The organism is Xanthomonas euroxanthea, assembly GCF_900476395.1.
In the GTDB taxonomy this organism is placed as follows: domain Bacteria; phylum Pseudomonadota; class Gammaproteobacteria; order Xanthomonadales; family Xanthomonadaceae; genus Xanthomonas; species Xanthomonas euroxanthea.
On record NZ_UIHB01000003.1, the window covers coordinates 17,647 to 42,422 of the forward strand.

Below are 24,776 nucleotides of genomic sequence, written 5' to 3' on the forward strand. Positions count from 1 at the left end.
CCGTTCCGCATGCAACCCGTCGACCTTGTGGGCTGGCTCGCCAGTACCATCCTGATTGCCACCTTGATCCGCCAGATCTACAAGCAATGGCGCTCGGACGCAGCGCACGGCGTGTCGCGCTGGCTGTTCATCGGCCAGATCAGCGCCTCGGTGCTGTTCATCCTCTACAGCTACCTGGTCGGCAATGCAGTGTTTATCGTCAGCAACGTACTGATCCTGCTGACCGCCCTCACCGGGCATGTGCTGCACCGGATCAAGCAGCGTCGGATGGAGCGTCGCCATGCCAGCGGGACCGGCTAACCCTGCCGCATTATTCAGCGCGTTTCTTCGCCCGCTTGCGCGGCTTGGCGGGTGCGGTTGACGTGCTGGTGGCGGGCGGCGTTGGCGTCTTCTTCGTCCCGATCTTGGGCGCCGTCTTCGCGGTCGGCTTGCGCACCGCAGCTGCCTTTGCGACGGGCCGTTTACGCGGCTTGGACACAGCCTTGGCCTGCGGTGCCGGCCCGGCTACCACGTCCGGCACACGCACGCTGATCCATGTCGGCGCGTGATCGCTGGCTTTTTCCAATGCACGGACCCACTTGTCCACGCCGGCGTCCTGCAGTCCGGGCGCCAGGGTGCGATTGAGCAGCAAGTGATCGATGCGCAGGCCGCGATCACGCGCAAAATGCTGGCGAAAATAGTCCCAGAAGGTATAGATCGGCGTCTGGCCGTGGACGGCAAGCAGGCTGTCGGTCCAGCCCTGGTCGAGCAGGGTCCGATACGCCTGGCGGCTCTCCGGCTGCAGCAATGCATCCTTGCGCCAGCCTTTGGGATCGTAGATGTCGGCATCGGTCGGCACCACGTTGAAGTCGCCGATCAGTGCGACCGGGTGTGGCAGGTCCACCAGCGTCCTGGCATGCCGGATCAGGCGTTGAAACCATGCCAGCTTGTAGTCGAACTTCGGCCCGGGCTGCGGATTGCCGTTGGGTAGATACAGGCAGGCCACCACGACCCCGTGAATTGCCGCTTCGAGATAACGGCTCTGCGTATCGCCACGGTCCCATGGCAGCCCCCGACGGATTTCCACCGGATCGGCGCCACGCGCCAGCAATGCCACGCCGTTCCACGACTTCTCGCCCTGCCAGATCACGCCGTATCCGGCATTACGGATCGCCTGTTCCGGAAAGGCGTCCTGCGTGGCTTTCAGTTCCTGCAAGCCGACGATGTCCGGTTGCTCGCGCTGCAACCAGTCCAGCAAATGCGGCAGACGGCTAGTGATGCCATTGACGTTGAAGGTCGCGATCTTGCGGGTGGTGGCGGGCATGGGCGAACGGCCAGATGAGCGGAATGGAACAGCATTGCCGGCCTGGCATTAAGCAGATGCTCAAGCGGAGTGAAGCTCCGTCGCGTGCTGGCATAGGTGCCCACGCCTAGCAGACGATCAGCCTGTGGCACCGGTCTTGACCGACACCCTCGAAACCTTGACCGCCCGTTGCAACGGCAACCGGGCGGTCAGTCACTTGCCGGCAATACGCACAGGCCTCAGCGTCCAGCACCCTTGGTGCCGGCCTGCAGGGCCTTGGCTGCCGCCAGATGGTCGGCGACATGGCTACGCGTGGTCTGCAGATGCGTCAGCACCTGCGGCGTTTTGGCAGCGGGAATCAGCTGCTTGTCCAGCGCTGACAATGCATCGGTGTGGTCCTTGACCATCGCCGTGACGTAGGCGGCCTCGAATGCTTTGGCGTCGAGCTTCTGCAGCGTCGCCAGTTCGGTCTTGCCCTTGCTCATCTGCGCCTTGGCACTGGCAGCAGACACATCCGGCGACCATTTGGCCAGCTTCTGATTGTTCTCGGTGTGCTCCTTGACCATCTGCATCGCATAGTCGCGCACGCCGCCTTGCACCTGCTTCTGCAACGCGAGATTGGCCGCGTTGATTTCGCTGGTATTGATGGCGCTCAAGGTGCCCAGCGCCTCGCGCTCCTTCGCGTTCGGCATGCTGTTGGCCGCCTGTTGCTCGGGGGCGGCCGGCATGTCGGCCTGCGTTGCAGTCTGCGCATGCGCAGCGACGGTGACGCCCAAATACAGGGCCAGCGCTGCAAACATCGGGTGACGTGCTTTCATGAGAATCTCCACGCTAGAGGATGTGCCTCCATGCTGGATCTCCTCGCGTGACCCGATCGTCGAACCGGTGTCGACGATCGGAGAAAAAACCTTGCTGCAACGCACCGCACTTCACCTCAAGTGAAGGTCACGAAGTTCTTCTACGGCGTCGTCGGCTGCAGTGCGGTGCGCCAATGGATCCCGTGGCGATCGCGTATGGTTGGGATCGTCGGACTGCTTGCAATCCTCGGCAGCCCGACACCCGCGTTGCGATCGAACGCAGGACGCACACGCGCCGCGGGCTCGAGCCTCCACCGGTTCCGCGTGGCGGCCTGACGCTGTGCTGGCAGTAATTGCATGCCGATACGGCGACCGGCGCAGGCACCGCTGCGGGCAAGCCGGCGCTACAGTCATGCCGCGCCGGCTTGCTGCCGGTCGATGCTGGAGATGCGCGGATCGGGCGTAGGCCAATCTAGCTCACCGCAACGCCCACGCATCGAGGACTGCGGGCTCAGGCGCCGGGATCCGCAGGTCCAAGCTGATTGGCCGCTAGGATGTCGTCGATCCGCTTGACGATTTGCGCCGCCTGCTCCTGCGAGCCCGCGGCAGCGGTGATCTTCTCTGCACGTGCGTGGAAGACATCCCAGAAGTCGTCCGGATGCTGGCGACGCATATCAGGCAATGCATCGGCAAGTTGTTTCAGTTGCGCGTCGATATCAGGTGTCATTGAGGGTCTCCTTGTACGACCACGCTACCGCCGTGCTGGTGAGCCTGATGCCAACATGGCAATCCCGTGCATCGCATGCCCTGCGTTTGCGCGACAATGGCGCCATGAGCAGCCACGACATCTCCCCTGCAAACGCCCGCCTGCGCGCCCTGCAAGGTGCCTTGCTGGTCGATATCCGGCAGCTGCACGAGCGTGCCGGCGGCCAGGCCGAAGGCGCGTTGGCCATTGCGCAACGCGATCTGGAAACCGCACCCGCACAGCACCTGTCGGAGCAGGCGCGCGAGATCGTGCTGATCTGCCAGAGTGGCAAGCGCTCGGCACACACGGCGGAGATCCTGCGCGCACAGGGCTATACGCAGGTGTCTTCGGTGCTCGGTGGCACCACCGCATGGACGAGCGCCGGCCTCCCCCTGGTGCGCCCGACCCTGCCGCCCGACGAGCAGGATTTTCTCGAGCGGTATTCGCGCCATCTGCGCCTGCCGCAGGTCGGTCTTGAAGGACAGCAGCGCCTGGCGCGTTCGCGCGTGTTGCTCGTCGGTGCAGGCGGGCTCGGCTCGCCTGCGGCGTTCTATCTCGCCGCCGCCGGCGTCGGCCAGCTGCGGATCGTCGATGACGATGTCGTGGACCGCAGCAATCTGCAGCGCCAGATCCTGCATGTCGAGGACAGCGTCGGCATTGCCAAGGTTAGCTCGGCCGCACAGCGCATTGCCGCGCTCAATCCACGCGTGCAGGTCCAAGCGCGGCAGGCGCGCGTGACTGCCGACAATGTCGACGCCTTGCTCGAGGACGTGGATGTCGTGGTCGACGGAGCCGATAATTTTCCTGCGCGTTATTTACTCAACGACGCCTGCGTCAAACTCGGCAAGCCGCTGGTCTACGGCGCGGTACAGCAGTTCGAAGGGCAACTGAGCGTGTTCGATGCCGGCCGCAAGCGCGGCCAGGCACCGTGCTATCGCTGCCTGTTTCCCGAGCCACCGCCAGCCGAATTCGCGCCCAGCTGCGCCGAAGCCGGCGTGCTGGGCGTGCTGCCCGGCGTGATCGGCCTGCTGCAGGCCACCGAGGCAATCAAGTTGCTGCTCGGTATCGGCGACACACTCACCGGACGCTTGCTCAGCTTCGATGCGCTGGCGATGCGGTTCCGCGAGATCCGCCTGCCGCCCGACCCGCAGTGCCCGGTCTGCGCACCTGGCGTCGCATTCGCCGGTTATGCCGATTACGCCGCGTTCTGCGGCAGCGCAATCGGCTGATAGCGGCGGCCGAACGGACATCGGCGGCATTGGTTGCCGCCGATCCCCCGTGCGCCGGCTTGCTGGGTAAACAGTCGTTCCCTCAGCGTCGCCGACACCATGTAACGCACCGTTGGCGGATGCGTGCGAACGGCGCGGAAGCAACCGCATGGACCAGAAACCGGGGCACCTGCCGCATCGTGCAGCGGCCGCGCCCGCTGGCGTCAGGCACGGTATTTCCTGCTGGCGGCGCCTGGTTCACCAAGGGATCACAGCGCGTAGGGAATCACCCGCACGATCTCGCCCGCCTCGAAGCGCCGCGCCTGTTCCGGCAGCACGATCAGGGCATTGCTGTCGGCCGCGCCACGTAACAGATGCGATGCATCGCCGCGGTGCGGCAACGCGCTCAGACGTCCGTCTTCGCCGCACTCCAGGCGCCCGCGCAGGAACTCCAGGCGCTCGTGGCGTTTTTCCCATGGGCTTGCCAGCGCCGCATGCCAAGACGGACGCGGCTCGCTACGTCCCTGCAGGCCATCCAGCAACGGCACGCCGTAGGCGATCAACGTCGCCAGCACCGAGACCGGGTTGCCCGGCAGGCCCAGCAGCAGGCAGCGCCCAATCTGGCCCAGCACCGCCGGCATGCCCGGGCGCATGCGCACGCGCCAGAAGTGGATGCGGCCCAGTTCGCCGATCAGTTGCGGCAGATAATCCTTCTCTCCCGCCGAGACGCCGCCGCAGGTGATCACCACGTCGAAGGCCGCAGCCGCATCTTCCAGCATCGTGCGGATACGCTGTGGATCGTCGGGCAGGGTCGGCCAGGCGGTCGGCGCATAGCCCAGTGCCCGCAGCTGCGCCATCAGCATGTCGCGGTTGCTGTTGTAGATCTGTCCCGGCCCCAACGGCATGCCCGGCTCCACCAGCTCATCGCCGGTGGCCAGCACCGCAATGGTCGGCCGCGGCGCCACTGCAAGCCGCGACAGGCCCAGCGCAGCCGCCAGTCCAATCCGGGCAGGCGTCAACACCTGCCCGCTCTGTATCACCAGGTCGCCCGCGCGCACGTCGCTACCGGCCTGGCGTACCGCCGCACCCAAGGCAGGCACCGTGCGGAAGCGCACCACGCCATCGCGCTCCTGCGCATCTTCCTTCGGGATCACGGTATCGGCGCCATCGGGCAGCGGCGCACCGGTGGTGATGCGCAGGCACTGGCCCGCGCTCAGCGTGCCGGTCCAGCGCTCGCCGGCGAATTGTTCACCGACCAGTTGCAATGACGCATCGCCAGCAGCAGCATCGGCATGCCGCAACGCAAAGCCATCCATCGCGCTGTTGGCGGAGGGCGGCAATGCAAGCGGCGCAATCAGATCGGCAGCGCAGATGCGCCCATCGGCACGCGAGGTGGCGATGTTTTCGTCAGGCGGACGGCTGTTGGCTGCGACAGCCTGCAGGATCTGCAATGCCTGCGCATAGGGAATGCGGGAAGGATAGTCGGTCATGGCACGCAGGATACCAGTGCGACACGACGGCCCGGAGCGCCCGGCACCGCGCGTGCAGGTGCCGCAAGCAGGTCAATGCCACTACCCCCCGATGTGGTACGCGCCGCATCGCCATGGCAAGAAAGGGTCCGGCACTCACTCCACCTGACGATCGCGCGCCACGCGTGGCTGGTGCCTGCCGCCCTGCCGGCACCCGCACATGCCCTAAGTGCCCTGCTTACTTGCCCTTGACGTGCTTCATCAACCGTCTTTTGCGCGCCACCTGCCGGTCGGTGAGCGTGTTCTTCTTGCCCTCGTACGGATTGGCACCCTCGCGGAAGATGAAACGCACCGGCGTGCCGACCAGCTTGAAGCGCTTGCGGAAGAAGTTTTCCAGATAGCGCTTGTAGGACTCCGGCAGCACCTTCAGGCGCGTGCCATGCACGATGAAGGTCGGCGGATTTGCGCCACCCGGATGCACGTAACGCAGCTTGGAGACATGGCCACGGATGCTCGGCGGCGGATTGGTCTCGTAGGCGATTTCCAGCGCCTGGTTGACTTCGCTGGTGCTGAACTCGTGCGTGGCCGACGCGTGTGCGCGATGGATCGCCTGGAACAACTCGCGCATGCCCGAGCCGTGCAGCGCGGAAATCCGCACCGCCTCGGCCCAGCTGACGAAGCCCAGCTTGCGCGACAGCAGGTCTTCGGCCTGCGCACGCTGGTAGTCGCTCTGCCCGTCCCATTTGTTGATCGCCACCACCAGGGCACGACCGGCATCAAGGATCGCCCCCAGGATGGTCGCGTCCTGATCGGTGACGCCTTCGCCGGCATCGAGCATCAGCACCGCGACCTGGCATTGCTCGATCGCCTGTAGCGTCTTGAACGCGCTGAATTTCTCCACCGCTTCCTCGACCTTGCCACGGCGACGCAGGCCGGCCGTGTCGATCAAGCGGTACTGGCGCCCGTCGCGGTCCATGTCAACGGCGATCGAATCGCGCGTGGTGCCCGGCACTTCCGAGGCGATCATGCGCTCCTCGCCGAGCAGGCGATTGACCAGCGTCGACTTGCCCACGTTCGGGCGGCCGACAAAGGCGATGCGTACACGTGCCGGGTCGGTGTCCAGCAACTCGCCGGCACCTTCCTCGGGCAGGCGTGCGCCGACTTCCTCGAGCAACTCGTCGATGCCCTGCCGATGCGCGGCAGACAGCGCCACCACGTCGGAGAAGCCGTAGCGCGCGAATTCCGAGCGCACGGTCTCCTCGTCGGTGCCGTCGATCTTGTTGATGACCAGCACGGTCGGCCGTGCCAGCTTGCGCAGCCAGGCCAGGATCTCGTCGTCGAGCGAGGACGCACCTTCGCGGCCGTCGACCACGAACAGCACCAGATCGGCTTCGCCGGCAGCGGCGCGGGCCTGCCGCGCGGTGGCGCCGGCCAGGCCTTCCTCATCGCCGGCAATACCGCCGGTATCGACGACGATGAACGGACGCTCCTCGTCGAGACGGCAGACCCCGTAGTTACGGTCGCGGGTGACGCCGGGCTGGTCGTGGACCAGCGCATCACGGGTGCGCGTCAGCGCATTGAAAATGGTGGACTTGCCGACATTGGGCCGTCCGACCAGGGCGACCAGGGGCAGCATCGCGAAGTCCTTATTGTGCCAACCGGAAGGCGGTGATATCGCCATCGGTGTTTTGTACCAACAGAATGCCATCCACGACGATCGGCTGCGCCAGCAGCGTGTCGCGTCCAGCGCGAGCGCGCGCGGCCAGTGCACCATCGCTGAGCTTCAGCCAGTGCAGATAGCCTTTGTAATCGCCGACCACGGCGTAATCGCCCTGGATGGCCACACCGGTCAGGGAGCGACGTGCCAGCGCGGCCTGCGACCACATCGCCGCGCCGCTGCTCTTGTCCAGGCCCCACACCGAGCCGGCGTTGTCGGACACCACCACCACCGCGGACGACACGCCGACGCCACCGGCGCCGCCGTGATCGCGCGTCCACAGCGGACGACCGCTCGGGCCTTCCAGTGCGAGAGTCTCGTTCTTGAAGCTGGTCGCATACAGCGTGGTGCCGTCGAGTACCGGCGCGCCGTCCACATCGGACATGCGCTCCAGCTCGGTGCGGCCTTCCGGCACACCAATCGCCTGTTCCCACAACGGGCGGCCGTCCTGCAACGCCAGCGCGCTCAAGGTACCGCTATCGTTGCCGACGAACAGCACACCCGGGCCGGTCACGATCGGTGCATTGCCGCGCACCGACAGGGTCGGGCCTTCTTCGGCATGGAACCAGCGACGTTCGCCGGTGGCTGCGTCGAAGGCAGTGACGCGACCATCGTTGCTGCGCACCAACACCAGGTTCTGTGCAATGGCCGGTGCAGCGATGACTTCGTTCGGCACCTTGGCCCGCCACTTTTCGGTGCCATCGGCCTGGTTCAACGCAATCACGTCGCCAGACAGCGTGCCGATCACCACCAGGCCATCGCCGACGCCGGGGCCACCGGACAGGCGCTGCTTGAACTTGCGATCGTTGCGCTCTTCCTTCTTGGGCTTGTATTCCCACACGCGCTTGCCGGTCTGCAGGTCCAGTGCCTGCACGCCCCCGGTGATCGCCGAGGCGTACACCTTGCCATCGGCCACCGCCGGACGCTGGCGCACGCCGATATGGCCTTCGCCCTTGCCCACGCCGGTGGACCAGATCTTGTCGACCTTGACCGACGGCTCGAACTTGACCAGCTCGGCAGGTTCCTGCGCTTTCTTGGCGGCAGCGTCCTTCCCTGCAAACCAGCCCTTGACGGTGCTGCAACCGGCCAGCGACACGCCCATCAGGGCGATCAATGCAATGCGCTTGTACATATCAACCTGCTTCATCAAATCGGCTCCGCCGGATCGGGCACCTTGCCGCCCACATCCATCAGCTTGGTTTCCAGCAAACGGCGCTGCGGCGAGGCCACGTCCACCGTGGTCAGGGCCTTGGCGTAGAGCGCACGCGCTTGATCCGGCTTGCCCTGCACCACCAGCGCATCGGCGCGGATCTCCAGGCTGGTGTGATCCTGCGCATCGGCCAGCAGCGTGATCGCTTCGTCCGGCTTGCCGCTTTCGGTCAGCACGCGCGCCAGGCGCTGCTGCACGATCTGCTTGAGCTCGCCTTCGGCGGGCACGTCGCGCAAGGTCTTGATCGCCTCGGCATGCTTGCCGGCATCCACCTGGGCCTTGGCCAGACGCAATGCAGCCAGCTCGGCGTAGATTCCACCCTTGCCGTCATCAAGCGCCACGATGTCCTTGGCCGCCTTGTCCAGGTCCTTGCCCTGGATGGACTTCACCACCGCCTCGTAACGGGTATTGGCTTCCACCGATTGAGTGGCGGTGTGCTTCTGCCACCACTGCCAGCCCAGGATCAGGGCCAGGCCCAGTACGACGCCGCCAATCAGCCCTGCGCCATTCTTTCTCAACCAGGAACGAACGCGTTCGCCTTGTTCGTGTTCGTCCAGCAGATCGTCGATCGCCATGCGTACTCTCGCTCCGTCATCCCGGAGGCGCGGAACATCAATAGGGAGAAATGAAAAACCGCAGTCCGCTTCACTCGGAAGCAGGTACCACGGAGCCGTCGGAGGATACCGCAAAACGGGCGACGTTAGCGCGCTGGAACGGTCTCACGTCGACGATACTGCCGCCTTGCTGAACCTCTACCGCCGACGCGTTGCCCAGCACGACCCGGCCCACCTGCCCGGGCGAATAACTGCGACGCTCGCCGGCACGCACCAGTGCTTTTTCGACCGCGCTGCCATCGGGCGCCAGAATCTGCACCCAGCTGTCGCCACTGAAGCTCAACGACAGACTGCCGCCAGTGGCGGACGCCGCTGCAGGCGTCTCGACCTCCGGCGTGGCGCGCGGCACTGGCGTCATCGAGGCGATGTACGGGGCCGGCTGCTCGCGCGGCGCGCCGGCCGCCTGTGTTGCAGCGTTGGCCGGGGTACCGGCCCTGGGCGTTTCGGGCATGCTGTCCAGCGACACCGTGCTGGGCACCGTGCCATCCAGGTGCGAGCGGGTCGCATACCACACCGGCACCGCGAACACGCCGGTGATCACCACATACATCGCCTTGCGCGCCGTACTTTCCAGGATGCGCCGCGCCCGCGGCGTATGCGTATGACTGACCAGCTTGACCGGCTCGATCGGCGCAATGGTGGCCTGCTTCAGCAATGGCTCCAGGTCCACATGCAGCAGGCGCGCATAGCTGCGCAACTGACCACGCACAAAGACCGGCGCGCCCAGGCGCTGCCATTCTTCCTGCTCCAGCGAGCGCACCACATGCGCCGGCATGCGCAGCTTGCCGGCGACTTCGTCCACGCTCAGACCTGCCGCTTCGCGCGCGTCGCGCAAATGCTGTCCGCAGCCCTTTTCCTGCTCGAAAGGGTTCGGATTGGAATCACTGATCACAATGCATTGGCCCCGGAGTTGGCGGTCGCTGCGTCAGGAAATTCCCTGACCAACCGCTGTTGGTAACGGCTGGCAGCTACCTTGTCGCCCAGCCCTTGCTCAATCTGAATGGCGAGTTGTAACACGGAAGCGGTTGCCGGTGCAGCCGCAAGCCGTCGTTCGATAAAGGCGCGCGCTTCGAAATAATTGCGACGTGTCGCTTCCGAACGCGCCATCGACTCGAGTGCGTACGGATTGACTGGATCCAGTTCCAGCGCTTTCCGCAAGTCACTGGCTGCACGTTCCGGCTGCCCCGCCTTGAGCGCGCAACCGCCTGCATTGCCCAATGCAGAGGCGGGCGAGGCGTAGTTTCTGTCGGTCAGGGCGCGATCGAACCAGAGCAAGGCTTCGGCCGGCGAGCCGTTCGCGCACAACCATGCGCCGTAATTGTTCAAGACATCGCCACGCTGGGGTGCAAGTTCCGCAGCCCGGCGGTAAGAGGCACCGGAGCCGGAAACATCGCCCTTGGCACCCTGAATCAGCGCGAGCAACCCAATGGCATCCACCGATTGGGGATCTTTCTTCAAGGCTGCACGGACCTGTTCCTCGGCAGCGGCATAGTCGCCTATCTGCAGCCGGTTATTGGCCAGACCGAGCTTCTCCTGCACCGCCAGACGATTCTTGGTTGCGTTGCTGTCGCGGAACGAGTGCACCTGCGCGACCTCCTCGACCGTCTGGACCGAGCCCGCCTTTGCATTGCGACCACCGCAGCCGACCACGCTCAGCGCGATCGCCACGGCCGCCATGACGGCAAGATCACGCTGCCGCATCTCGACCGGCCTGCCCTTCCAGGGTGCGCAGGAAGTCCGCCTGCCGACGGGTGCGGTCCATGACCTGCCCCTTGAGCTGCCCACAGGCGGCGTCGATGTCGTCACCGCGGGTACGGCGCACCATCGTCAGCACTTGCGCATCGAGCAGGATCTTCTGGAAGGCGCGGATCTCGGTCTCGCCCGAGCGCTCATAACGCGTGCCCGGGAATGGATTGAACGGGATCAGATTGACCTTGCCGGCGTCCTTGGACTGCACCGCATTGTCGAACTGCCGCATCAACCGGGCCAGCTGGCGCGCATGCTCGGGCTGGTCGTTGATGCCCTTCATCAACGTGTACTCGAAGGTGACCGAATCGCGCTTCTTGTTGCCGCGCAGATAGCGCGCGCACGACTCCATCAGCTCGGCGATCGGGTACTTCTTGTTCAACGGCACCAGGCTTTCGCGCAGCGTGTCGTTGGCGGCATGCAAGGAGACCGCCAGCGAGACATCGCTTTCGGTCGAGAGCCGGTCGATCATCGGCACCAGGCCCGAGGTCGACAGCGTCACCCGCTTGCTGGCCAGGCCGTAGCCCAGGTCGTCGCGCATCACGCTCATCGCACGCACGACGTTGTCAAAATTCATCAACGGCTCGCCCATGCCCATCATCACCACATTGGTGAGGCGGCGCTGCTGGTGCGGCACGTTGCCCAGATGGCGCGCGGCCACCCACACCTGCCCGACGATCTCGGCAGTGGTGAGGTTGCGGTTGAAGCCCTGGGTGGCGGTCGAACAGAAGGTGCAGTTCAGGCCGCAGCCGACCTGGGACGACACGCATAGCGTGCCGCGCCCCTTGTCGGGGATGTAGACGGTTTCGATCGCGTTCTTGCCGTCGGTGCCCATGGCCAGCAGCCATTTGTGGGTCCCGTCGGTGGACGGCTTGTCGAACACGACATTCGGGACGAGGACCTCGGCATGCTGGTGCAACTTCGCACGCAGCGCCTTGCCGAGGTCCGTCATCTGGTCGAAATCGGTGACGTAGCGATGGTGGATCCACTTCATCACCTGATGGGCACGGTAGCGCGCTTCGCCGAGCGTGTCGGCGAAGAAGCGCTCCAGTCCCTCGCGGTCGAGGTCGAGCAGGTTCTGCTTGCGCAGTTCCGGGGCACGGACGGGAACGTCCTGCAGCACGGAGGGGATCACGACCTCATTCACGATTCGACTCTCTCGGCCTCAGCGCGAGACCACTTCGGTGGCGGCAAAGAAATACGCGACTTCGTTGGCAGCGTTCTCGACCGAATCCGAGCCGTGGGCGGCGTTGGCATCGATCGAGTCGGCGAAGTCGGCGCGGATGGTGCCCGGCGCGGCGTCCTTGGGATTGGTCGCGCCCAGCAGGTCACGGTGTGCGGCAACGGCGTTCTCGCCTTCCAGTGCCTGGATCATCACCGGGCCGGAGATCATGAACTCGACCAGCGCGTTGAAGAACGGACGCTCGCGGTGCACGGCATAAAAGCCTTCGGCTTCGCGACGCGACAGCTGCTTGTACTTGGATGCCACGATCTTCAGGCCGGCCTTTTCGAAACGGCTGTAGATTTCGCCGATGACGTTCTTGGCAACGGCGTCGGGCTTGATGATGGACAGGGTGCGCTCCAGCGCCATGGGAAGATCTCCGTTGGGCGGGCCACTGAAGGCCCGAGATTATCATGAAAAAAACCCGCGTCAAAACGCGGGCTTAGGCTTCTTTGCGATGGTCAATTCTATCTCTTCATCGCTGCATTTGCACACCGCCCCCTGAATCGTGCTGCGCTGCCGCATGACCGGCGCGGCGGCCAGCCCGTAGACTCAAACAATCGTTTGATTGAGTTTCCTCCCGCGCATGCCCAAGCCCGCCCACTTCTCCACCAAGGACCGCATCCTCGGCGCGGCCGAGGAGCTGTTCGCCCAGCATGGCTTCGCCGGGACCTCGCTGCGCCAGCTGACCACCCAGGCCGACGTCAATATCGCCGCGGTCAACTACCACTTCGGTTCCAAGGAAAACCTGGTCAACGAGGTGTTCCGCCGCCGCATGGACGAGATGACCGCAGCGCGCCTGCAGCAACTGGAGGCGGCCAGGAAGTCGCAGCCAGGCGAGCTCACCGCGGTACTCGCGGCCTTCGTCGAGCCGGCCCTGGCGATGGCCCAGGACCGCCAGAGCGGCGGCGCGTTCGTGCGCGTGATTGCGCGCGCCTACGCCGAAAAGAACGACAACTTGCGCAAGTTCCTGTCCGACCACTACGGGCATGTGCTGCGCGAATTCGGCAAGGCCATCGCTGCCTGCGTGCCGGGCCTGAGCAAGGAGGAGCTTTACTGGCGCCTGGATTTCCTCGCCGGTGCGCTCACCTATGCCATGGCCGATTTCGGCCTCATCAAGCGGCCGGCCGGCGTCAGCGAGGCCGACCACCGCGCGCGCGCCGCGCGCGAACTGATCCGTTTTGCAGAACCGGGTTTCCGTACCCATTCCACACCGTAGTCGCTCACACCAAAGGCTCATCGCTATGTCCAATCCGTTGCTAGTCCGTCGTGCTGCCGTGCTCGGTGCCGGCGTCATGGGCGCGCAGATCGCCGCGCATCTCACCAACGCCGGTGTCGACACCGTGCTGTTCGACCTGCCTGCCAAGGAGGGTCCTGCCGACGGCATCGTGCTCAAGGCCATCGCCAACCTCGGCAAGCTCAGCCCTGCCCCGCTCGCCAGCAAGGCGCTGGCCGAGGCGATCACCCCGGCCAACTACGAGAGCGGCCTGGAGCAGTTGCGCGATTGCGACCTGATCATCGAGGCGATCGCCGAGCGCATGGACTGGAAGCAGGACCTGTACAAGAAGATCGCCCCGTTCGTGGCCGAGCACGCCGTGCTGGCCTCCAATACCTCGGGCCTGGGCATCAACAAGCTCTCCGACGTACTGCCCGAGCAATTGCGCCACCGCTTCTGCGGCGTGCATTTCTTCAACCCGCCGCGCTACATGCACCTGGCCGAGCTGATTCCCGCAAGGGGCACCGACAAGGCCGCGCTGGAAGGCCTGGAGAGCTTCCTGGTCACCACGCTGGGCAAGGGCGTGGTGTATGCGAAGGACACCCCGAACTTCATCGGTAACCGCATCGGCGTATTCTCGATCCTGTCCACCATCCACCACACCGCCGAGTTCGGTCTGGGCTTCGACGAAGTCGATGCGCTGACCGGCCCGCTGGTCGGGCGCCCGAAGTCGGCGACCTACCGCACCTCGGACGTGGTCGGCCTGGACACCATGGCGCACGTGATCAAGACCATGGGCGACACCCTGCCCGACGATCCGTGGCATCAATATTTCAAATCGCCCAAGTGGCTGGATGCGCTGATCGGCAAGGGCGCGCTCGGCCAGAAGGTCGGTGCCGGCATCTTCCGCAAGGTCGGCAAGGACATCGTGGTGCTGGACCTGCAGAAGCAGGATTACAGGACCGCCGACCGCAGCGCCGCGCCGGAAGTGGTCGAGATCCTCAAGATCAAGAACCCGGCCGAGAAGTTCGCCAAATTGCGCGAGAGCCAGCACCCGCAGGCGCAGTTCCTGTGGGCCACGTTCCGCGACCTGTTCCACTACAGCGCCTACCACCTGGCCGATATTGCCGAGACCGCGCGCGACGTGGACCTGGCGATCCGCTGGGGCTACGGCTGGTCGCTCGGCCCGTTCGAGACCTGGCAGGCCGCCGGCTGGAAGCAGGTGGCGCAGTGGATTGCCGAAGACATCTCCAACGGCAAGAGCATGAGCAGCGCACCGCTGCCGAACTGGGTGTTCGACGGCCGCGACGGCGTGCATGCAGCCGAGGGCTCTTACAGCCCGGCACGCGATGCCAAGCTGCCGCGTTCGGCGTTGCCGGTATACAAGCGCCAGCGCTTCCCCGACCCGTTGCTGGGCGAGCAGTTCTCGCCGGGCGAGATGGTGTTCGAAAACGACGGCGTGCGCATGTGGCACGACGGTGACGACATCGCCGTGGTCAGCTTCAAGACCAAGATGAACACCGTCTCCGATCACGTGCTCAATGGTCTGCAGGAGGTCGTCGGCCGCGCCGAGAAGGACTTCGCCGGGCTGGTGATCTGGCAGCAGAAAGAGCCCTTCTCCGCCGGCGCCGATCTGGCCGGTGCGCTGGGTCTGCTGCAGGCTGGTAAGGTCGATGCGTTCGAAGCGCTGGTCGCCAACTTCCAGGCCACCAGCCAGCGCATCAAGTATGCGCAGGTGCCGGTGATTTCGGCGGTGCGCGGGCTGGCGCTGGGCGGCGGCTGCGAGTTCCAGATGCATAGCGCCAAGACCGTGGCCTCGCTGGAAAGTTACATCGGCCTGGTCGAAGCCGGCGTCGGCCTGCTGCCGGCCGGCGGCGGGCTGAAGGAAATCGCCGCGCGTGCCTCGGTGGCGGCAGGTCCGGGCGGCGATGTGTTCGCCGAGCTGAAGAAGACCTTCGAAACCATCGCGATGGCCAAGGTCTCCAATTCGGCGGTCAATGCCAAGGAGCTGGGCCTGCTGCGGGCCACCGACAAGGTGGTGTTCAACGGCTTCGAGGCCTTGCACATCGCCAAGGCCGAAGCGCGCGCACTGGCCGAGGGCGGCTACCGCGCTCCGCTGCCGGCACGCCGCATCCAGGTCGCCGGCGACGTCGGCATCGCCACCTTCAAGATGCTGCTGGTCAACATGCTGGAAGGCCGTTTCATCAGCGAATACGACTATGAAATCGCCACCCGCATCGCCACGGTGATGTGCGGCGGCGAGGTCGATCGCGGCGCGCTGGTCGACGAAGAATGGCTGCTCAAGCTGGAGCGCAAGCACTTCGTCGAACTGGCCCAGCAGGAAAAGACCCAGGCACGGATTGGGCACATGCTCAAGACGGGTAAGCCACTCAGGAACTGAGAATCGGGAGTGGGGAATCGGGAATGGGTAAAAGCCCAACCGACTCCCCGCTTCTCCCCACTATTCTGCCGGGTAATGAAAATGGCGAACTCAGGCGAATCCGCACTTGCGATTCCCGACTCCCCATTCTCGATTCCCGGCTATCGGAGATAGCCATGAGCAAGCAGATTCAAGAAGCCTACATCGTCGCCGCCACGCGTACGCCGGTGGGCAAGGCGCCCAAGGGCGTGTTCCGCAATACCCGTCCCGACGACATGCTGGCGCACGTCTTGCGCGCAGTGGTGGCGCAGGCGCCGGGCATCGACCTGTCGCGCATCGACGACGCCATCATCGGCTGCGCAATGCCCGAGGGCGAGCAAGGCATGAACGTGGCGCGCATCGGCGTGTTGCTCGCCGGCCTGCCCAACACCGTGGCCGGCCAGACCATCAATCGCTTCTGCTCGTCCGGTATCCAGGCGGTGGCGATGGCCGCCGACCAGATCCGCCTGGGCAATGCCGACCTGATGCTGGCCGGCGGTACCGAGTCGATGTCGATGGTGCCGATGATGGGCAACAAGGTCGCCATGTCGCCAAACGTGTTCGCCGACGACCATGTCGCCATCGCCTACGGCATGGGCATCACCGCCGAGAAGGTCGCCGAGGAATGGAAGGTCTCGCGCGAGGATCAGGATGCGTTTGCACTCGCTTCGCACCAGAAGGCGATTGCCGCCATTGCCGCCGGCGAGTTCCGCGACGAGATCACTCCGTACGAGATCCTCTCGCACCAGCCCGACCTAGCCGGTAATGTCATCGCACTGCGCAAGCGCCTGGTGGACACCGACGAAGGCCCGCGCCCGGACAGCTCGCTGGAAGGCCTGGCCAAGCTGCGCCCGGTGTTCCGCAATGGCCAGTTCGGCGGCAGCGTCACCGCCGGCAACTCCTCGCAGATGAGCGATGGCGCCGGTGCGGTGCTGCTGGCCTCGGAACAGGCGATCAAGGATTACGGCCTGACCCCGTTGGCGCGTTTTGTCAGCTTCTCGGTGGCCGGCGTGCGCCCGGAAGTGATGGGTATCGGCCCGATCGCGGCGATCCCCAAGGCGCTCAAGCAGGCCGGCCTGACCAAGGACCAGCTCGACTGGATCGAGCTCAACGAAGCCTTCGCCGCGCAGGCACTGGCGGTGATCCGCGACAGCGAACTGGATCCGTCCAAGGTCAACCCGCTCGGCGGCGCCATCGCCCTGGGCCACCCGCTGGGCGCCACCGGTGCGATCCGTGCCGCCACCCTGGTGCACGGCCTGCGCCGTCGCCAGCAGAAGTACGGCATGGTCACCATGTGCATCGGCACCGGCATGGGTGCGGCCGGCATCATCGAAGCGCTGTAAGTCACCAATCGCGAGATCGGCTGCCAAGCCGATCTCGCAACGCTGACGCGGCTGTCAGTCAACCAAGGCGTGCGCAAGCACGCCTTCTTTATGCGCCAGTGCGGGCGGTCGTCAGCGGATGCAAGCGGCACCATGCATCCGTTGCACGCCCGACAGGCACGCCGGCCAAGCGTCGCATTTGAGCAGGGCTCATGATCTGCGCATTGACTGCCGCCCGGCGGCATCTGCGGCAAGAACGCCCAGAACGTGCCAGCCGTTCGATAGCCAGCGTGGCGCGCACGCAATGCCACCGCATCCCAGTCTTCGCTTCTCGCGAGCGCACGGCAGACCCAAGCCTAACGCGCCACCAGCCACTGACCGGTACGCGCACCGGCAAACACCAGCGCCAGTCCGGCCACCAGCGTGATGGCCAGATACACGCCGATCATCGCGGACCGATCCGTGCGTGCAAACACCAGGCATTCCATCATCAGCGACGAGAACGTGGTCAGCCCGCCGATCACGCCGACGATCAGCAAGGCCCGTAGCGGCCAGCTCGACGGGCCGCGCGCATCCAGCCAGACCAGCAGCACGCCGGCGACGAACGAACCGAGCAGATTCACCGTCAACGTGCCCCACGGAAATCCGTTGCCGAAGCGCTGCAGCAATGACGCGCCAATGGCAAAGCGCAGGCCGGAACCCAGCGCACCGCCGGTCATCGCCAACAGCAATTGCTGCCACCACACCGGTGCGTTCATGCGCGCACTCGGCAGGCGGCCGAAGGGGTTTTCAACGAAGTGTCGTGCATGGTCAGCAGCATCCAGTTCCTGAGCGAGAAAAGATGCCGGGGCACAGACCTGCCGCCCCGGCGGGGGTGGGCAGGCATCATCAGCGCGCAGACTGCGTGCGGTTCAAGGAGGAATGCCATCTCCTGCACGGCCGATTATGCCGTGGGCTTGCCGACCTTGTCAGCCCGCGCCTGTTCGCGCGCGGCGCGCAGACGGTCGAGCTTTTCCTTGAGCTTGATCTCCAGTCCGCGCGGCACCGGGTTGTAGTAGACCCGCTCGCCCATCGCATCCGGAAAGCCGGTCTGGTCCAGCGCGATCCCGCCTTCGGCATCGTGGTCGTACTGATAGTCCTGCCCGTAGCCGAGCGTCTTCATCAGCTTGGTCGGCGCATTGCGCAGATGCAGCGGCACCTCCTGCGTGCCGGTGGCGCGCACCTCGGCCTTGGCCTGGTTGAAGGCGGCATAGCCGGCATTGGACTTGGCGGTGCTGGCCAGATACAGCACCAGCTGCGCGAACGCCAGTTCGCCTTCGGGGCTGCCCAGACGCTCGTAGATGTCCCAGGCTTCCAGCGCCATGCTCTGCGCGCGCGGATCGGCCAGGCCGATGTCCTCGATCGCCATGCGGGTCAGCCGCCGCGCCAGATAGGCCGGGTCGCAGCCGCCGTCGAGCATGCGCGTGAGCCAGTACAGCGCGGCATCGGGATTGGAACTGCGCACCGATTTGTGCAGCGCCGAGATCTGGTCGTAGAACTGCTCGCCGTTCTTGTCGAACCGACGCGTGCGGTCGGCCAGCACCTGCAGCAGCGTCTGCGGGGTGATCTGGCCACCCTCGCCGCCTGCCAGTTCCGCGGCAATCTCCAGCAGGGTCAACGCGCGGCGCACGTCGCCGTCGGCGGCGCTGGCAATTTCCAGCAGCGAGGCATCGCTGACCTGGAGCGTTTCCTGCCCCAGCCCGCGCTCTGGATCATGCAGGGCACGTTGCAAGGCCTCGACGATGTCCTGCGGCGAAACGCCCTCCAGCACGTGCACGCGACAGCGCGACAACAATGCCGAATTCAATTCGAACGAGGGATTTTCGGTCGTCGCACCCACGAACAGGATCGTGCCGCGCTCGATATGCGGCAGGAAGGCATCCTGCTGCGCCTTGTTGAAGCGGTGCACCTCATCGACGAACAACACCGTGCGGCGGCCGCTGGCGAAACGCTGCGCGGCCTCGGCCAGGACCTGCCGCACCTCCGGCAAACCCGACAACACCGCCGAGATCGCCTTGAATTCGGCATCGGCGTAATGCGCCAGCAGCAGCGCCAGGGTGGTCTTGCCGCAGCCGGGCGGGCCCCACAGGATCATCGAATGCACGCGACCGGATTCCACCGCGCGTCGCAATGCGCTGTCGGGGGCGAGCAGTCGCTTCTGCCCGACCATCTCGTCAAGGGTGCGCGGACGCATGCGCTCGGCCAGCGGGCGCAGATGCTCGCCGTCTACGCTGAGCAGATCGGCTTCGGGAGCGATGGGGAGCTTGGTTCGTGCCACGCGGCATTGTATCGCGTCAGCCAGCGACCTTCTGCGAAGAACGCCATTGGCTGAGTGGATGCTGCAGGCGACGGCTTACTGCGCGTCGCCGACCACGTCCACGCCCTTGCCCGGCGTGTAGCGGAAGGTGTCGGCAGCGAATGCCGGATTGCGCTTCCAGCCGCTGAAGCTGATCGCAGTGCGCTGGCCGACCGCATCCACCACTTCCATCCTGGCCAGGCCATCCTTGCCGAACCCCAGCGAGGCCATCTGGAAGCTGGCCTCGGTGTCGACCTTGGGCGTCAGCGACAGCCACTGCAGTCCGTCACGTGGCGCCGCCTCTTCGCTGACGTCGTACTGCTTGTCCAGGCGCGCCGGGTCGATCAACGCGACCAGGGGGCTGTTCTGTTCTTCGCTGCCCTGCGCGCGCACGGTCACCTGCTCCAGATCCGGGTCGAACACCCAGACCTTCTTGCCGTCGGCCACGATCAACTGCCGGTAGGGCTTGGCGTACTCCCAACGAAACTGGCGCGGCGCCGACAATGCCACCCGCCCGCTCGCGCGCTCCTTGACCCGACCATTGGCATCGGAAACCTGCTGGCTGAACTGCCCGTCCAGGCCTTTGAGGCCGCGCGTGAACGTATCCAGCTCCTGGCGCGCGCCGGCGAACGCGGTGCCGGCGAACAGAGCGGTGGCGAGGACGGCATAACGGAGCTGGCGATGCATCGCAGTTTCCAAAAAAGGGAATGCGGGAATTCTGATACTTCGTAGATGAATGGGCGAGCGCTATCGCGTGATGCGTTCAGACCACGGCGACGGCCGGTCAGTCCATTCCCTGTGCGGTCTGCACCCTGGACAGATCGCCATACACGATCTGCCCGCGAAAACCGCGCCGTACCTGCTGGTAGAGCTCGCGAAACGCGCGGTAATCCTGCGGCTGACACAGCGCCTGCGGCCCACGCACTGCAGCGCGCTGCAACCGGTGCACCGCCGTCACCGTCTGGCCCTGGCGCGTCCACTCGACGGCATACTCGCCAGCGGCATTGCGAAAGCGGCTGCTGCGCGGGATCGCGATGATCGGCACCGTCGCCGGAAAGCTCACCACATAGGTCTCTTCGCGCACGCTGTCGTTGCAGTAGAACGGGGTCAGGTTGTCTTCGGCCGAGGTGGTCGTGTAGATGCCACGAGTGGATTCGGCGCCGGGCATATCCGGCAAGGTCATGCCGCCGACCACCGAAAAATCCACTGCGTCGTCGGCCTGGAACGCGTAGCGATAGTTGAACGGCGCATCCAGGTCCAGCGGGTCGCCCTGGATCAGCAGATCGCCGGTGCCATCGAAGCCGGACTGCGCAATGATCGACTCCTCGATGCGATTGCGGTTCTGCGCATTGAGCTGCACGAACATCGCCCGCAGCCCCACCTCGCCGGTCTGCCCGCTGTCGAGCGTGGTCAGGCCGTGCAGCCCGCCCTGCGGGGTAAAGCGGTACTCGGTACGCGCGACGTAGCGGTTGACCTTGCGGTCGTTGGGCGGGGTATGCGTGACCTTGCCGTCCAGCGTATGCACCACCGGCGCGCCGAGATCGCCGGCCGGCAACTGGCCGAAACGCGCATAGGGATTGGTCGAATCCACATACAGGTCGAACGCCGGGATGTAGGTGATGGCGTGGTTGAAGCGCCCAAGCACCGGAATCGGCGGCAGTGTCGGCCCACCTTCGGCACCGATCAGCACCGGCGTGCTGGCGATGCCCTTGGCCGCCAGCAAGGCTTCCAGGATCACGGTGTGGTCCTTGCAGTCGCCATAGTGGTTGGCCAGGATGCTGTCGGCGCCATTGGGCTCCAGCCCGCCGTTGCCCAGGTACACCGCCACGTAGCGGATATTGCGCGCCACCCACGCGTACAACGCGGCGGCCTGCGCGCGCGGCGCGTCGATACCGCGGGTCACTTCGTCGGCCAGCGCCTGGATCGCCGGCGTCACCGCGGCGGCGCGGCCGCCCTTGACGTGATAGGCCAGGCCCATCTGTGACCAGCTGTCGAAGGTGCTGGCCATCAGGGTGGGGCTGAATTCCCAGGTCGCCGCACTCCAGTTCTGGTTCTTCATCGGCGTGGTGCGCTGATAGCGCCACTCCCAGCGCGCCTGGTCGCCGCGCACCACCGGCCTGGTCCCGCCCTGCAGCCCGCGCACCGACAAATGCATCGGCAATGCCTTCGGCGCCACCAGGGTGACCACTGCATCGTCGTATTGCGCGAACACGCTGAAGGTTTCCCACAGGCTGAAGTACCCGGGGAAGTACGGCGTGTTCTGCGCCCGCCGCACGCGATAGACGATGCGCGCACCCGGCGCCAGATTCGGGAACACCACCACCTTGACCTTGCGGTCGGCATACATCGCCGCCGCGGCACTGGAATAGCTTTCCTGGGTGTAGATCTTGTCGGGCGCCACGTCCTGGCGCAGTCCTTCGGCGGTGACGGTATAGGCCTGCAGCACCTCCAGGGTCTCCATCTTCTCGCTGTAGCTCAGCCGCACCTGGCTGAACTGCTCCACTGCCGATTTGGTCTTCAGCAGGATCTCGTACTCGTCGGTTTCAACGCTGCTGGCGTCGGCACGCACTTCGTAGTCGGCGCGGTAGCGCACGAAGCTGTAGTTGGTGTCGGCCTGCGCGCGCGCCGCAGCGGCAGCAGGGGCAGGCTGTTGCTGGGCCTGGGCCTGGGCCAGCAACGGCAATGGGATCAGCAGCAGGAGCAGCAACACGGAACGACGCAGCATGGGCCTTGAATCGCGGCGGACCGGAGCGGCCCTCGTGCAACAGGGTAGCCGGTGCACGCCGCAGCGTCAGGCACCGGTCTCCAAGATCACCGCATCCCTGCGCGCGAGCATGCACAGGCAGCCCGGATCAGCGCGCAATCCGCTGCCACCGGCAGGCGGATTCCACCGCGTTGCCGGCCGCCGGTTACTTGGGCGGCGGCGGCGCCAGCACGGTGCGGTCGCCATTGTGCTCGGGTTGGCTGACCACGCCGGCCGCTTCCATCGCTTCGATCAGGCGTGCGGCGCGGTTGTAGCCGATCTTCAAGCGCCGCTGCACGCCGGAGATCGAGGCACGCCGGGTTTCGGTGACGATACGCAAGGCTTCGTCGTACAAGGGGTCGGACTCGTCGCCGCCACCACCGCTGCTCTCGGGCAAGCCGGTCGCACCGACTACGGTGCCGTCGCCCATGATCTGCACTTCGTCCAGCACGCCGTCGACATACGACACCGGCCCGCTGGCCTTGAGATGCTCGACCACCCGATGCACTTCCTCGTCGCTGACGAAGGCGCCATGCACGCGGTCCGGCAGCGCCGTGCCCGGCGGCAGGTACAGCATGTCGCCGTTGCCCAGCAGCGCTTCGGCGCCGGACTGATCCAGGATGGTGCGCGAGTCGATCTTGGAGCTGACCTGGAACGCCACGCGGGTCGGGATATTGGCCTTGATCAGGCCGGTGATCACGTCCACCGACGGCCGCTGCGTGGCCAGGATCAGATGGATGCCGGCCGCACGCGCCTTCTGTGCCAGGCGCGCGATCAGCTCTTCGACCTTCTTGCCGACGATCATCATCATGTCGGCGAATTCATCGATGAAGATCACGATGAACGGCAGTGTTTCCAACGGCCGCGGCGCTTCGCCCAGTTCGGGGTTGGGCTTGAACAGCGGGTCCATCATCGGCTGACCGGCGTCGATGGCGTCCTTGATCTTCTTGTTGAAGCCGGCCAGGTTGCGCACGCCCACCGCGCTCATCAGCTTGTAGCGGCGCTCCATCTCGGCCACGCACCAGCGCAGGCCGTTGGCGGCCTCCTTCATGTCGGTAACCACCGGTGCCAGCAGATGCGGGATGCCCTGGTAGACGCTCAGTTCCAGCATCTTCGGGTCGATCATCAGCATCCGCAGTTCCTTGTGCGAAGCCTTGAACAGCAGGCTCAGCACCATCGCGTTGACCGCCACCGACTTGCCCGAGCCGGTGGTACCGGCCACCAGCAAATGCGGCATGCGCGCCAGGTCGGCGACGGTCGGGCGTCCGGCGATGTCCTTGCCCAGGGCAAGCGTCAGCGGGCTGGCCGACTTGTCGTATTCCTTGGAGCGCAGCAACTCGGACAGGAAGATCATCTCGCGGCTGACATTGGGGATCTCCAGGCCGATCACCGACTTGCCCGGGATCACATCCACCACGCGCACCGACTTGACCGACAGCCCGCGCGCGATGTCCTTGTCCAGCGAGCTGATCTGGCTGACCTTGATGCCCGGCGCCGGCTCGATCTCGAAACGGGTGATCACCGGGCCCGGATAGGCCCCGACCACCTGCGCCTCGATGCGGAAGTCCTTGAGCTTGAACTCGATCTGCCGCGACAACGTCTCCAGCGTCTCTTCCGAATAGCCCTTGGCCTGCGGCTTGGGGTCGTCCAGCAGCGCGAGCGGCGGCAGGTCGGAACCGTCGGTGCTGACGCCCTGGAACATCGGGATCTGGGTATCGCGCTTGGCGCGCTCGCTCTTTTCCACCACCGGTGCCGGCGGCGGCTCGATCTTGACCGGCTCGCGCTTGGCCTGCTTGACCGCATCGACCTTGCGCACTTCCTCGCGCTCTTCGCGCATCACACGGGTCTGCTGCCACTCGCTGGCCTGGTGGGTCTTGCGCTGCATCAACGGGCCCAGCGCCAGCACCCAGGTGCCGATGCGCTCCATCACCGCAAACCACGACAGGCCGGTGGCCAGGGTGATCGACACCAGCAGCAGCACCAGCACGAACAGGTTGGCACCCAGCGCCCCGAACCCGGCGCTCAGCGAATTGCTGACCAAGCGCCCGAGGATCCCGCCGGCCCCGGCCACATCGCCGTTGAACAGGCGCAGATGCAGGAAGCCGGTCGAGGCGATCAAGAACCCGACCATGCCGACCAGCCGCAATGCCGGCCCCAGATCGGCTTCGGCCTGCCCTTCCTTGTCCATGCCGAACAAGGCGATCCAGGCCACCGCACCCAGCACCACCGGCAGCAGGAAGGCCACATAACCGAACAGCTGCAGCAGTACGTCGGCCGTCCAGGCGCCGACGCGGCCGCCCATGTTGTGCACCGGCGCGACCACGCTGCCGGTCTGCGACCAGCCGGGATCGGCGCTCGAATAGGTGAACAGGCTGGCCAGCAGATACAGCAGCAGCGGCGCCACCGCGATCAATGCCAGATCGCGCCAGAGCTTTTGCCGACGCGGATTGTCCGCCACCGCTGTCTTGCGCGAGGACGTCTTGCCCTCAGCGGGCTTGCTGCGTTCGGGAACCTGCTTTGCCACCTGTAGCCAGACCTTAGAAAAATGCTGTTAGTGGTTGATAATAAACGACCGAGCCCGCGGTTTCAGCTGTTGTATGAGCGTCGCCTGCCCGGGCACGCGCCGGTCAACAAAAAACGCCGCACGAGGCGGCGTCGATTACGCGTACGGGGTGGACCATGCCATCTGCGGTTCAAGCAGTTCCATCGCGCCGCCTTGATTCACCGGGTG

The 24,776-nt window shown here is 65.5% G+C and carries 21 protein-coding genes and 1 riboswitch; of the genes, 5 read left to right on the plus strand and 16 right to left on the minus strand.

Features of this window, described 5'->3' with window-relative positions; genetic code table 11:
- Positions 1-9: 9 nt before the first annotated feature.
- Positions 10-300, plus strand: coding sequence for a PQ-loop repeat-containing protein (locus CPBF1521_RS11810; RefSeq protein WP_115677146.1), 291 nt, complete (start codon positions 10-12; stop codon positions 298-300).
- A gap of 10 nt (positions 301-310) precedes the next feature.
- Here CPBF1521_RS11810 and xth read toward each other — a convergent pair whose 3' ends face one another.
- From xth to CPBF1521_RS11825, 3 genes are all read right to left on the minus strand, one after another.
- A complete protein-coding gene (gene xth / locus CPBF1521_RS11815) occupies positions 311-1,303 on the minus strand; it encodes an exodeoxyribonuclease III (protein ID WP_115677147.1) in 993 nt (330 codons plus the stop codon).
- A gap of 218 nt (positions 1,304-1,521) precedes the next feature.
- On the minus strand, positions 1,522-2,100 hold the full coding sequence (locus CPBF1521_RS11820; protein WP_115677148.1) for a DUF4142 domain-containing protein: 579 nt from the start codon (positions 2,098-2,100) through the stop codon (positions 1,522-1,524).
- Between the two features lie 490 nt (positions 2,101-2,590).
- Positions 2,591-2,806, minus strand: coding sequence for a hypothetical protein (locus CPBF1521_RS11825; protein WP_104582649.1), 216 nt, complete (start codon positions 2,804-2,806; stop codon positions 2,591-2,593).
- 104 nt (positions 2,807-2,910) lie between these two features.
- On the opposite strand from CPBF1521_RS11825, the gene moeB reads away from it, so the two are divergent.
- Positions 2,911-4,053 (plus strand): molybdopterin-synthase adenylyltransferase MoeB, encoded by a 1,143-nt coding sequence (gene moeB, locus CPBF1521_RS11830; protein WP_115677193.1) that lies wholly within the window; start codon positions 2,911-2,913, stop codon positions 4,051-4,053.
- A 248-nt stretch (positions 4,054-4,301) separates the two neighbouring features.
- On the opposite strand, the gene CPBF1521_RS11835 is transcribed toward moeB, so the two are convergent.
- From CPBF1521_RS11835 to ndk, 8 genes are all read right to left on the minus strand, one after another.
- Positions 4,302-5,522 (minus strand): molybdopterin molybdotransferase MoeA, encoded by a 1,221-nt coding sequence (locus CPBF1521_RS11835; RefSeq protein ID WP_115677149.1) that lies wholly within the window; start codon positions 5,520-5,522, stop codon positions 4,302-4,304.
- Positions 5,523-5,739: 217 nt separating this feature from the next.
- Positions 5,740-7,137, minus strand: coding sequence for a ribosome biogenesis GTPase Der (der, locus tag CPBF1521_RS11840; protein WP_115677150.1), 1,398 nt, complete (start codon positions 7,135-7,137; stop codon positions 5,740-5,742).
- Positions 7,138-7,147: 10 nt separating this feature from the next.
- On the minus strand, positions 7,148-8,365 hold the full coding sequence (bamB, locus tag CPBF1521_RS11845) for an outer membrane protein assembly factor BamB (RefSeq protein WP_164739796.1): 1,218 nt from the start codon (positions 8,363-8,365) through the stop codon (positions 7,148-7,150).
- Positions 8,365-9,003: a YfgM family protein gene (locus tag CPBF1521_RS11850; RefSeq protein WP_104582652.1), complete on the minus strand. Its 639-nt coding sequence runs from the start codon at positions 9,001-9,003 to the stop codon at positions 8,365-8,367. The genes bamB and CPBF1521_RS11850 overlap by 1 nt, the downstream gene beginning before the upstream one ends.
- A gap of 70 nt (positions 9,004-9,073) precedes the next feature.
- Positions 9,074-9,934, minus strand: coding sequence for a RodZ domain-containing protein (locus tag CPBF1521_RS11855; protein WP_115677151.1), 861 nt, complete (start codon positions 9,932-9,934; stop codon positions 9,074-9,076).
- On the minus strand, positions 9,931-10,719 hold the full coding sequence (gene pilW / locus CPBF1521_RS11860; RefSeq protein WP_115677194.1) for a type IV pilus biogenesis/stability protein PilW: 789 nt from the start codon (positions 10,717-10,719) through the stop codon (positions 9,931-9,933). Before pilW ends, CPBF1521_RS11855 begins: the two co-directional genes overlap by 4 nt.
- Positions 10,720-10,729: 10 nt before the next feature.
- On the minus strand, positions 10,730-11,935 hold the full coding sequence (gene rlmN, locus CPBF1521_RS11865; protein ID WP_104582654.1) for a dual-specificity RNA methyltransferase RlmN: 1,206 nt from the start codon (positions 11,933-11,935) through the stop codon (positions 10,730-10,732).
- Between the two features lie 18 nt (positions 11,936-11,953).
- On the minus strand, positions 11,954-12,379 hold the full coding sequence (gene ndk, locus CPBF1521_RS11870; protein WP_024940120.1) for a nucleoside-diphosphate kinase: 426 nt from the start codon (positions 12,377-12,379) through the stop codon (positions 11,954-11,956).
- Between the two features lie 217 nt (positions 12,380-12,596).
- Here ndk and CPBF1521_RS11875 point away from each other — a divergent pair, with 217 nt between their 5' ends.
- The 3 genes from CPBF1521_RS11875 to CPBF1521_RS11885 all read left to right on the plus strand — a co-directional run bounded on the left by CPBF1521_RS11875 (position 12,597) and on the right by CPBF1521_RS11885 (position 16,988).
- Positions 12,597-13,229, plus strand: coding sequence for a TetR/AcrR family transcriptional regulator (locus tag CPBF1521_RS11875; RefSeq protein WP_024940119.1), 633 nt, complete (start codon positions 12,597-12,599; stop codon positions 13,227-13,229).
- Positions 13,230-13,254: 25 nt separating this feature from the next.
- Entirely contained in the window at positions 13,255-15,627 is a 2,373-nt protein-coding gene (locus CPBF1521_RS11880; protein ID WP_115677152.1) for a 3-hydroxyacyl-CoA dehydrogenase/enoyl-CoA hydratase family protein, read from the plus strand.
- A 155-nt stretch (positions 15,628-15,782) separates the two neighbouring features.
- Entirely contained in the window at positions 15,783-16,988 is a 1,206-nt protein-coding gene (locus CPBF1521_RS11885; protein ID WP_016901771.1) for an acetyl-CoA C-acyltransferase, read from the plus strand.
- Positions 16,989-17,323: 335 nt separating this feature from the next.
- Here CPBF1521_RS11885 and crcB read toward each other — a convergent pair whose 3' ends face one another.
- The 5 genes from crcB to CPBF1521_RS11910 form a co-directional block, all read right to left on the minus strand.
- Positions 17,324-17,725 carry a fluoride efflux transporter CrcB gene (gene crcB / locus CPBF1521_RS11890; protein ID WP_115677153.1) on the minus strand — a complete coding sequence of 134 codons (402 nt, stop codon included), beginning with the start codon at positions 17,723-17,725 and terminating at the stop codon, positions 17,324-17,326.
- 114 nt (positions 17,726-17,839) lie between these two features.
- Positions 17,840-17,908, minus strand: a riboswitch (Fluoride riboswitch).
- Between the two features lie 2 nt (positions 17,909-17,910).
- Positions 17,911-19,200, minus strand: a complete 1,290-nt coding sequence (locus CPBF1521_RS11895; RefSeq protein WP_232087975.1) for a replication-associated recombination protein A — start codon at positions 19,198-19,200, stop codon at positions 17,911-17,913.
- Positions 19,201-19,359: 159 nt separating this feature from the next.
- A complete protein-coding gene (gene lolA, locus CPBF1521_RS11900) occupies positions 19,360-19,989 on the minus strand; it encodes an outer membrane lipoprotein periplasmic chaperone LolA (protein WP_115048362.1) in 630 nt (209 codons plus the stop codon).
- A gap of 97 nt (positions 19,990-20,086) precedes the next feature.
- Positions 20,087-22,027 (minus strand): DUF3857 domain-containing transglutaminase family protein, encoded by a 1,941-nt coding sequence (locus CPBF1521_RS11905; protein ID WP_115677154.1) that lies wholly within the window; start codon positions 22,025-22,027, stop codon positions 20,087-20,089.
- A 184-nt stretch (positions 22,028-22,211) separates the two neighbouring features.
- Entirely contained in the window at positions 22,212-24,569 is a 2,358-nt protein-coding gene (locus CPBF1521_RS11910; RefSeq protein ID WP_115677155.1) for a DNA translocase FtsK, read from the minus strand.
- Positions 24,570-24,776 lie beyond the last annotated feature (207 nt).

Excerpts from the sequence above, each read along its gene's own strand:
- CPBF1521_RS11810 (WP_115677146.1), top strand. The coding sequence starts at position 10 with ATGCAACCCGTCGACCTTGTGGGCTGGCTCGCCAGTACCATCCTGATT.
- xth (WP_115677147.1), bottom strand. The coding sequence starts at position 1,303 with ATGCCCGCCACCACCCGCAAGATCGCGACCTTCAACGTCAATGGCATC.
- CPBF1521_RS11820 (WP_115677148.1), bottom strand. The coding sequence starts at position 2,100 with ATGAAAGCACGTCACCCGATGTTTGCAGCGCTGGCCCTGTATTTGGGC.
- CPBF1521_RS11825 (WP_104582649.1), bottom strand. The coding sequence starts at position 2,806 with ATGACACCTGATATCGACGCGCAACTGAAACAACTTGCCGATGCATTG.
- moeB (WP_115677193.1), top strand. The coding sequence starts at position 2,911 with ATGAGCAGCCACGACATCTCCCCTGCAAACGCCCGCCTGCGCGCCCTG.
- CPBF1521_RS11835 (WP_115677149.1), bottom strand. The coding sequence starts at position 5,522 with ATGACCGACTATCCTTCCCGCATTCCCTATGCGCAGGCATTGCAGATC.
- der (WP_115677150.1), bottom strand. The coding sequence starts at position 7,137 with ATGCTGCCCCTGGTCGCCCTGGTCGGACGGCCCAATGTCGGCAAGTCC.
- bamB (WP_164739796.1), bottom strand. The coding sequence starts at position 8,365 with ATGAAGCAGGTTGATATGTACAAGCGCATTGCATTGATCGCCCTGATG.
- CPBF1521_RS11850 (WP_104582652.1), bottom strand. The coding sequence starts at position 9,003 with ATGGCGATCGACGATCTGCTGGACGAACACGAACAAGGCGAACGCGTT.
- pilW (WP_115677194.1), bottom strand. The coding sequence starts at position 10,719 with ATGGCGGCCGTGGCGATCGCGCTGAGCGTGGTCGGCTGCGGTGGTCGC.
- ndk (WP_024940120.1), bottom strand. The coding sequence starts at position 12,379 with ATGGCGCTGGAGCGCACCCTGTCCATCATCAAGCCCGACGCCGTTGCC.
- CPBF1521_RS11875 (WP_024940119.1), top strand. The coding sequence starts at position 12,597 with ATGCCCAAGCCCGCCCACTTCTCCACCAAGGACCGCATCCTCGGCGCG.
- CPBF1521_RS11880 (WP_115677152.1), top strand. The coding sequence starts at position 13,255 with ATGTCCAATCCGTTGCTAGTCCGTCGTGCTGCCGTGCTCGGTGCCGGC.
- CPBF1521_RS11885 (WP_016901771.1), top strand. The coding sequence starts at position 15,783 with ATGAGCAAGCAGATTCAAGAAGCCTACATCGTCGCCGCCACGCGTACG.
- crcB (WP_115677153.1), bottom strand. The coding sequence starts at position 17,725 with ATGAACGCACCGGTGTGGTGGCAGCAATTGCTGTTGGCGATGACCGGC.
- CPBF1521_RS11895 (WP_232087975.1), bottom strand. The coding sequence starts at position 19,200 with ATGCGTCCGCGCACCCTTGACGAGATGGTCGGGCAGAAGCGACTGCTC.
- lolA (WP_115048362.1), bottom strand. The coding sequence starts at position 19,989 with ATGCATCGCCAGCTCCGTTATGCCGTCCTCGCCACCGCTCTGTTCGCC.
- CPBF1521_RS11905 (WP_115677154.1), bottom strand. The coding sequence starts at position 22,027 with ATGCTGCGTCGTTCCGTGTTGCTGCTCCTGCTGCTGATCCCATTGCCG.